7 protein-coding genes and 1 pseudogene are annotated in these 5,853 nt (G+C 68.8%); 2 read left to right on the top strand and 6 right to left on the bottom strand.

What is annotated here, in order from left to right:
• Positions 1-62: 62 nt before the first annotated feature.
• The 6 genes from dxs to AC1DZ6_RS17100 form a co-directional block, all read right to left on the bottom strand.
• Positions 63-1,979: a 1-deoxy-D-xylulose-5-phosphate synthase gene (dxs, locus tag AC1DZ6_RS17125; protein ID WP_477098350.1), complete on the bottom strand. Its 1,917-nt coding sequence runs from the start codon at positions 1,977-1,979 to the stop codon at positions 63-65.
• Between the two features lie 17 nt (positions 1,980-1,996).
• On the bottom strand, positions 1,997-2,881 hold the full coding sequence (locus AC1DZ6_RS17120) for a polyprenyl synthetase family protein (protein WP_477098349.1): 885 nt from the start codon (positions 2,879-2,881) through the stop codon (positions 1,997-1,999).
• Positions 2,878-3,228 carry a tRNA-binding protein gene (locus AC1DZ6_RS17115; protein WP_477098348.1) on the bottom strand — a complete coding sequence of 117 codons (351 nt, stop codon included), beginning with the start codon at positions 3,226-3,228 and terminating at the stop codon, positions 2,878-2,880. Before AC1DZ6_RS17115 ends, AC1DZ6_RS17120 begins: the two co-directional genes overlap by 4 nt.
• On the bottom strand, positions 3,228-3,470 hold the full coding sequence (locus tag AC1DZ6_RS17110) for an exodeoxyribonuclease VII small subunit (protein WP_477098347.1): 243 nt from the start codon (positions 3,468-3,470) through the stop codon (positions 3,228-3,230). Before AC1DZ6_RS17110 ends, AC1DZ6_RS17115 begins: the two co-directional genes overlap by 1 nt.
• Positions 3,471-3,590: 120 nt before the next feature.
• Positions 3,591-4,223, bottom strand: coding sequence for a histidine phosphatase family protein (locus AC1DZ6_RS17105; RefSeq protein ID WP_477098346.1), 633 nt, complete (start codon positions 4,221-4,223; stop codon positions 3,591-3,593).
• A gap of 48 nt (positions 4,224-4,271) precedes the next feature.
• On the bottom strand, positions 4,272-5,192 hold the full coding sequence (locus AC1DZ6_RS17100; RefSeq protein ID WP_477098345.1) for a histone deacetylase family protein: 921 nt from the start codon (positions 5,190-5,192) through the stop codon (positions 4,272-4,274).
• A gap of 16 nt (positions 5,193-5,208) precedes the next feature.
• On the opposite strand from AC1DZ6_RS17100, the gene AC1DZ6_RS17095 reads away from it, so the two are divergent.
• Both AC1DZ6_RS17095 and AC1DZ6_RS17090 read left to right on the top strand, forming a co-directional pair.
• Entirely contained in the window at positions 5,209-5,742 is a 534-nt protein-coding gene (locus AC1DZ6_RS17095) for an N-acetyltransferase family protein (protein ID WP_477098344.1), read from the top strand.
• Positions 5,743-5,748: 6 nt separating this feature from the next.
• Positions 5,749-5,853, top strand: a pseudogene (locus tag AC1DZ6_RS17090) (hypothetical protein); the annotation flags it as partial.

The raw sequence follows: 5,853 nt of genomic DNA, 5'->3' as shown, positions 1-5,853 counted from the left end.
CCATCGGCAACCACAGAGGCAAGGTTCTGGGGACACGCCGCAAGGGCATGTCCCCGACCTGTTTAAGCCCTACGCCCCGCCGCGCTGATGTTGTCGATGCCCAGGGCCGACAACGCGCCGCGCAGGATGCCCTCGGCGTCGAGGCCGGCCTGGGCGTACATGACCTCGGGCTTGTCCTGGTCCTGGAAGATGTCGGGCAGCACCAGGGTGCGGATCTTCAGGCCGCGGTCCAGGGCGCCGTGCTCGGCCAGGGCCTGCAGCACGAAGGCGCCGAAGCCGCCCATGGCGCCCTCTTCCACCGTGATGATCGCCTCGTGCTCGCGGGCAAGCCGCAGCAACAGATCGACGTCCAGCGGCTTGGCGAAGCGGGCGTCGGCGACGGTGGCCGACAGTCCGCGCGCGGCCAGCAGGTCGGCGGCCTTCAGGCATTCGCCCAGCCGGGTGCCCAGCGAGACGATGGCGACGCTGGTCCCCTCGCGAACGATGCGGCCCTTGCCGATCTCCAGCGGGGCGGCCAGGTCGGGAATGGTCAGGCCCAGGCCCTCGCCGCGCGGATAGCGGAAGGCGCTGGGGCGGTCGTCGATGGCCACGGCGGTGGCGACCATGTGGGCCAGCTCCACCTCGTCGGCGGCGGCCATCAGCACCATGCCGGGCAACGCCCCCATGAAGCCGAGGTCGAAGGTGCCCGCGTGGGTGGGGCCGTCGGCGCCGACCAGGCCGGCGCGGTCCATGGCGAAGCGCACCGGCAGGCGCTGAATGGCCACGTCGTGGACCACCTGGTCGTAGCCGCGCTGCAGGAAGGTGGAATAGATCGCCGCGAACGGCTTCATGCCGTCGGCGGCCAGGCCGGCGGCGAAGGTCACCGCGTGCTGCTCGGCGATGCCGACGTCGAAGGTGCGGTCCGGATAGGCCTTGCCGAACAGGTCCAGCCCCGTGCCCGAGGGCATGGCGGCGGTGATGGCCACGATCTTGTCGTCGATCGCCGCGTGCTTGATCAGCTCCTGGGCGAAGACCTTGGTGAAGCTGGGGGGCCCCGCGGCCGCCTTCTGCTGCTGGCCGGTGACGACGTCGAACTTGACCACCGCGTGCAGCTTGTCGGCCGCGCCCTCGGCCGGGGCGTAGCCCTTGCCCTTCTGGGTGACGACGTGGACCAGAACCGGCTTCTCGTCGAAGTCCTTGACGTTCTTCAGCACCGAAACCAGCGCGTCCATGTCGTGGCCGTCGATCGGGCCGACATAGTGGAAGCCCAGCTCCTCGAAGAAGGTGCCGCCGGTGACCATGCCGCGGGCGTATTCCTCGGCCTTGCGGGCCGCGTCGCGGATCGGGGTCGGCAGCTTCTCGACCACGGTCTTGCCCAGCTTGCGGGCCTTGCGATAGGCGCCGCCCGAGACGAGGTTGGCCAGATAGGCGCTCATGCCGCCCACCGGCGGGGCGATCGACATGTCGTTGTCGTTGAGGATGACGATCAGGCGCTTGGTGGTGTCGGTGGCCGCGTTCATGGCCTCATAGGCCATGCCGGCGCTCATCGAGCCGTCGCCGATCACGGCGATGACGCTGTTGTTCTCGCCCTTAGCGTCGCGCGCGGCGCAGAAGCCCAGGGCCGCCGAGATCGAGGTGGCCGCGTGGGCCGCGCCGAACGGGTCGTATACGCTCTCGGCCCGCTTGGTGAAGCCCGACAGCCCGCCGCCCTGGCGCAGGGTCTTGATGCGGTCGCGGCGACCCGTGAGGATCTTGTGCGGATAGGCCTGGTGGCCGACGTCCCAGATGACGATGTCCCGGGGCGTTTCGAACACGTGGTGCAGGGCGACGGTCAGCTCGACCACGCCCAGGCCCGCGCCCAGATGTCCGCCGGTCACCGAGACGGCGTCGATGGTCTCGGCCCGCACCTCGCTCGCCAACTGCTTCAGTTCGGTCACGCTGAGGCCGCGCGTGTCGGCCGGTGACGAGATGGTGTCGAGAAGAGGGGTCAAAGCAGGCATGTCCGAAGAAAGCGCGGTCAGTTGCGGCGGTCCAGCACGAAATCCACGCTACGACGCAGATGTTCGGCCCGTTCGCCGAAAATATCGAGATGTGACTTGGTTTGAGCGGCCAAAAGGTTGACTCGTTCCTTGGCCGCGTCGAGGCCCAGAAGGGTGACGTAGTTGGCCTTGCCCTTGGCGGCGTCCTTGCCGCCGGCCGCCTTGCCCAGCACCGCTTCGTCGCCCTCCTCGTCGAGGATGTCGTCGACGATCTGGTAGGCCAGGCCCAGATCCTGGGCGAATCCCATCAGGGCCGCGCGCTCGGAGTCCTTGGCGCGGGCGATGATCAGGGGGATCTCGAAGGCGAAGGCGATCAGGGCGCCGGTCTTCAGGCGCTGCATGCGGGCCACGGCCCCCAGGTCGTCGCGAACGCCCAGCAGGTCGATCATCTGACCGCCGGCCATGCCCTTGGCGCCCGAGGCGATGGCCAGCTTGCGAACCAGTTCCGAGCGGACATGGCCGTCGTCGTGGGTGTCGGGGTGGGCCATGATCTCGAAGGCGGCGGTCTGCAGGGCGTCGCCGGCCAGGATCGCGGTGGCCTCGTCGTACTGGATGTGCACGGTCGGACGGCCGCGGCGCATGTCGTCGTCGTCCATGGCCGGCAGGTCGTCATGCACCAGGCTGTAGGCGTGAATGCATTCCAGGGCGCAGGCGGCGCGCAGCACCGGCCGCTCGGGCAGGTCGAACATCTTGCCCGTCTCCAGGGCGAAGAACGGCCGCAGGCGCTTGCCGGGCCCCAGGGCCGCGTAGCGCATGGCCTCGGTCAGACGGCTCTCGGGGCCGTCAGCGCGCGGCAACAGTTCGTCGAGCGCCACGGTGACGATGTCGGCCGCCTGCACGATGCGCTTCTCGAGGTCGATCAAAACAGCTTACCCCCGTTGGGAACGTCACGGTCCACGTCGACCAGCACCACGCCGCCCTCGGCGTCCGGGAAACCCAGGCAAAGGACTTCCGACTTCATCGGACCAATCTGGCGCGGCGGAAAATTGACCACGGCGGCCACGCGGCGGCCGATCAGTTCGCCCAGGGCGTAGTGCTTGGTCACCTGGGCCGAGGATTTCTTGACGCCGATCTCGGGGCCGAAGTCGATGGTCAGCCTGTAGGCCGGCTTGCGCGCCTCCGGGAACGGCGTGGCCTCGATCACCGTGCCGATACGGATATCGACACGCTCGAAGTCCTCGTAGCCGATCTGCGGCGACGCCTGACCCATCAGTTGAACTCGGCCGGCTCGGCGTTCACGACGCCCCCTTGGCCCAGCACGATCTTCTCGACCTTCAGGCGGGCCGCCTCGAGCTTCTTCTCGCAATGGGCCTTCAGCGCCGCGCCGTCTTCGTAGATCTCGATCGAGCGCTCGAGCTCGGCCTTGCCGGACTCGAGTTCGCCGACAATCTGCTCCAGACGCTGCAGGGCCTGCTCGAAGCTCATGCCTTCAAGATCTTGCGGACTGATCATTTCTACTCCGGGGCGAACAGGCGCACCCTAGTGGCGGGCCGCGGCGCGGGCAACGCCGTTGGCGGGGCTTTTGGTGAACGAAGTTCAGGGGTCTTGAGTCCCTGCGGCCTTGCGAGGCGCCTAGGGCCGCTCGAAGCGCTTCACGCACCAGTATTTGAACCCCTGGTCCTGTGTCTTCTTCAGGCCGCGCTTCTGAAGCGCCAGGCCGATCATGGTGTTGAAGAAGCCGTGGGCGACCAGAAGCACCTCCTGGCCGTTCTTGGACAGGTCGATCAGCAGGTCGGCGGCCTGGTCGGCGCGAAGCTCGGCCTGGGCCCGGCTCTCCTGGCCGGCGTGGTGATCGAAGAACCACCACCAGAACCGGGCGAAGAACCCCCAGTGCTTGGGCGAAATCTTGATCCAGCGCGGCCAGGGCGGCGGCGGCAGGGGCGCCTCAATGAACAGGGGATCGGTGGCGAAGGCCTTGCCGTCGGCGACGGCGGTGGCGGTCTCGATCGAACGGCGACGGGTCGAGGCGATCATCACCCCGGCCCGCCTGGCCGTGGCCTTCAGCGATTCCGGCGGGGTCTGGCCGGGCAACAGGCCGCCTTCTTCATAGCGCGCCCACCACTCGCCATAGGCCGGCGCGTTGAAGCGGACCTTGCGCGACAAGGCCGGCTCGCCGTGGCGAGCCAGCGTGATCGCGCCCGGGCGAACACCGACGGCGCCAGGGGTTCCGAAAGAGGAAAGGTGGTCGGCGGATTCGTCGGCCATAGATCTTGGAGGTCCGGCTGGTCGCCACCGGCGACGATCTCGAACCTCTCACCCCTCCTGCAACGCTTTGACATGCGCCGCCGCCGAGCGGCCGAGCGCTTCTAGGTCGTAACCGCCCTCGAGCGAGGAAACAATACGCCCGCCGCATCGCCGGTTCGCGACCGAGGCGATCGCCCGTGTCGCCCAGGCGAAATCCTCGGCCTCCAGGCTCTGGGCGGCCAACGGATCGCGGACGTGGGCGTCGAACCCGGCCGAGACCAGGATCAGTTGCGGCGCGAATCCGTCGACCTTGTCCATCAGGCCCTCGAAACCCTTGCGCCACACCTCGCGGGGGGCGTGCGGAGCGACGATGGCGTTGGCGATGTTGCCGACTCCGGTCTCCGACGGGTCGCCGGTGCCCGGATAGAGCGGCGACTGGTGGATCGAGGCGAAGAACACGCTGGGGTCGCTTTCGAACGTCGCCTGGGTGCCGTTGCCGTGGTGGACGTCGAAATCGACGATCGCCACGCGCTTGAGCCCCGCGGCCTGGGCGACCCGCGCCGCCACGGCGATGTTGGAGAATATGCAGAACCCCATGGCCGTATCGGGCTCGGCGTGGTGGCCGGGCGGGCGGACGGCGCAAAAGGCCCGGGTCCCCTGCCCGCTCGCCACGGCCCGGGTCGCGGCGACCACCGCCCCGGCGGCGCGGCGGGCGGCGGCCAGGCTGCCGGCCGACAGCACGGTGTCCGGATCCAGCGCCCGGCGCCCGCTGCTGGGCGCGGCGGCCAGTACGGCGTCGATGAAGCCCTGGGGATGGACCCGGGCCAGGTCGGCGAAGTCGACCAGCGGCGCTTCGACGCTCTCCAGGTCCAGGCAACTGTCGTCGTTCAGCGCGTCGATCACCGCCCGCAGACGCTCGGGCCGTTCGGCGTGGTTGTCGCCGGGCCGATGGTCGAGCATATCCAGGTGCGTATAGAGCGCGACATCCATGCGAGGACCGTAACCCTTGAACACCGCCGCGACCATCCGCCCCCATTCGATCAGGCGAGCTACAGTCGACGACGCCGACACGGTGTCCAGCCTCGGCGCCCGCACCTTCAGCGAGACCTTCGCCCACCTCTATCCGACCGAGGACCTGGAGACCTTCCTGGCCTACGCCTACGGCCTGGAGCGGACGCGGCGTGACCTGGCCGATCCGGACAAGGCGACCTGGCTGCTGGAACTGGACGAGGAGGCGATCGGCTACGCCACGGCCGGGACCTGCGGCCTGCCGCATGAGGACGTGCAGCCGGGCGACGGCGAGCTGCACCGGATCTATGTGCTCAAGGACTTCCAGGGCGGCGGGCGCGGCTCGCTGCTGCTGAAGACGGCGCTGGACTGGCTGGAGAAGGACGGCCCGCGGCCGCTGTGGATCGGCGTTTGGTCGCAGAACCTCGGGGCTCAAAAGCTGTATCAGAGCAAGGGGTTCGAGAAGGTGGGCGAGTACCGCTTCCCGGTCGGCCAGACCCAGGACCTGGAGTTCATCCTGCGGCGGGGGTGAGGCCGTGCGTCCTTCGAGGCTCGGCTTCGCCTCGCACCTCAGGATGAGGAATTCAGCACAATGCTCCTCATCCTGAGGCGCCCGCGCAGCGGGCCTCGAAGGACGCAGAGC

This window comes from Caulobacter sp. P1_B12_2, assembly GCF_056406675.1.
The sequence above is the reverse complement of the archived record's forward strand: the minus strand, read 5'-3'. Positions and strand labels throughout refer to the sequence as shown.